This window comes from Variovorax sp. 20P10.2.4 (assembly GCF_058244205.1).
Genome location: NZ_JBZAYE010001001.1, coordinates 1 through 1,821, shown reverse-complemented (window position 1 = coordinate 1,821; position 1,821 = coordinate 1). Strand labels below are relative to the sequence as shown.

The window sequence follows — 1,821 nt, the reverse complement described above, 5'->3', positions numbered from 1 at the left end:
CGAGCCTTCCTTGACCTTGTCGCCCACCTTCACCGCCAGCGACTTCACCACGCCGGCCGCGGACGACGGGATCTCCATCGAGGCCTTGTCCGATTCGACCGTGATCAGCGATTGCTCGGCCTTCACCGTGTCGCCCACCTTCACCAGCACCTCGATCACCGCCACTTCGTCGAAGTCGCCGATGTCGGGCACCTTGATTTGTTGTTCGCTCATTTGGACACTTTCAGTTTGAGTGTGAGAGAGTCGACCGGTCCGGCCGAATTGCGATCGAATTCGCAGGCGGCGGCGATCCCCGCCTCCGCCACGTCGCGCGCCGAGCGCGACTTCTGGTCGTACACCGCATGCATGGCGCCGAGCGCGAAGCTGCGTCCCGAGCCGATGCTCCAGAACTGCTTGAACTCGAACACCTCGCGGTAGCTGTAGATGCCGTAGATCCCGCTCGCGTTGGCCAGCAGCATCGTGAACTGGCTCGACTCGTAGGGCTCGTGGTCGTCTTCCTTGGTCTCCATGAAGAACGAGCTCTTGAGCACCGGATGCAGCATCGTGAAGGTGCGGAACACCTCGTGCTTGCTGCCGAACAGCAGCGACTCGCGCGGCTGCGCGGCCAGCGCATGCTGCAGCACCAGGAAGTGCGCCGCGGCGCCGGCCATCGCGAACAGGCTGTGGCCGGCGGCGTCCTCGATCGAGAAGATCTTCTGGTTCGCCTCCTGCCGGTGCGTGAGCCGCGTGTCCCCGAAGGTCACGAGCGCGTCGGCCGCCATGGCGACCTGGCCGTTCTTGCGGACGGCCACGACCGTGGTCATGGGGCCTCGCGCCGGTTCGCCAGGGGCGCCGAGGCCGCCGAAGCAGCCTGGGCGCTCATAGCAGCACGCGGCGGAAGTCGGCGAGCACCTGGCCCAGGTAGGCGTTGAAACGCGCCGCCGAGGCACCGTCGATGACGCGGTGGTCGTAGGACAGCGACAGCGGCAGCGTCAGGCGCGGCACGAACTGCTTGCCGTCCCACACCGGCTTCATCGCGCTCTTCGAGAGGCCGAGGATGGCCACTTCGGGAGCGTTGATGATCGGCGTGAAGTGCGTGCCGCCGATGCCGCCGAGCGAGCTGATCGAGAAGCAGCCGCCCTGCATGTCGGCCGCGCCGAGCTTGCCGTCGCGCGCCTTCTTGGCGAGCTCGCCCATCTCCTGGCTGATCTGCAGGATGCCCTTCTTGTCGGCATCGCGCAGCACCGGCACCACGAGGCCGTTGGGCGTGTCGGCCGCGAAGCCGATGTGGAAGTACTGCTTGTAGACCAGCGTGTCGCCGTCGAGGCTGGTGTTGAACTCGGGGAACTTCTTGAGCGCCGAGACCACCGCCTTGATCACAAAAGCCAGCATCGTGACCTTCACGCCCGACTTCTCGTTCTCCTTGTTGGTGGCAACGCGGAAGGCTTCGAGCTCGGTGATGTCGGCATCGTCGTTGTTCGTGACGTGCGGGATCATCACCCAGTTGCGGTGCAGGTTCGCGCCGCTGATCTTCTTGATGCGCGACAGGTCCTTGCGCTCGACCGTGCCGAACTTCGTGAAGTCGACCTTCGGCCAGGGCAGCAGGCCCAGCGCGGCGCCGTCGGCACCGCCACCGGCCGCGGGCTTGGCCGCGGCGGAAGCCTTGGTGGTCGCCTGACCGCTCATCACGGCCTTGGTGAAGCCCTGGACGTCTTCCTGCGTGATGCGGCCCTTGGGACCGGAACCCTTGACCTCCTCGAGCGGCACGCCGAGCTCGCGCGCGAACTTGCGCACCGAGGGCGAGGCGTGCGGCAGGCCGGCCGACGGACTCTTGGTGGGATC

The 1,821-nt window shown here is 66.4% G+C and carries 3 protein-coding genes; all 3 read right to left on the bottom strand.

What is annotated here, in order from left to right:
* Nucleotides 1-213 (bottom strand): biotin/lipoyl-containing protein (locus tag AC27VN_RS40405; RefSeq protein WP_490880353.1); only part of this gene is annotated, 213 nt, incomplete at its 3' end.
* The gene (locus AC27VN_RS40400; protein WP_057593671.1) at nt 210-803 is read right to left on the bottom strand and encodes an Ntn hydrolase family protein; all 594 of its coding nucleotides are present in this window, start codon (nt 801-803) and stop codon (nt 210-212) included. The genes AC27VN_RS40400 and AC27VN_RS40405, both read right to left, overlap by 4 nt.
* A gap of 55 nt (nt 804-858) precedes the next feature.
* Nucleotides 859-1,821 (bottom strand): dihydrolipoyllysine-residue acetyltransferase (locus AC27VN_RS40395; protein WP_490880352.1); only part of this gene is annotated, 963 nt, incomplete at its 5' end.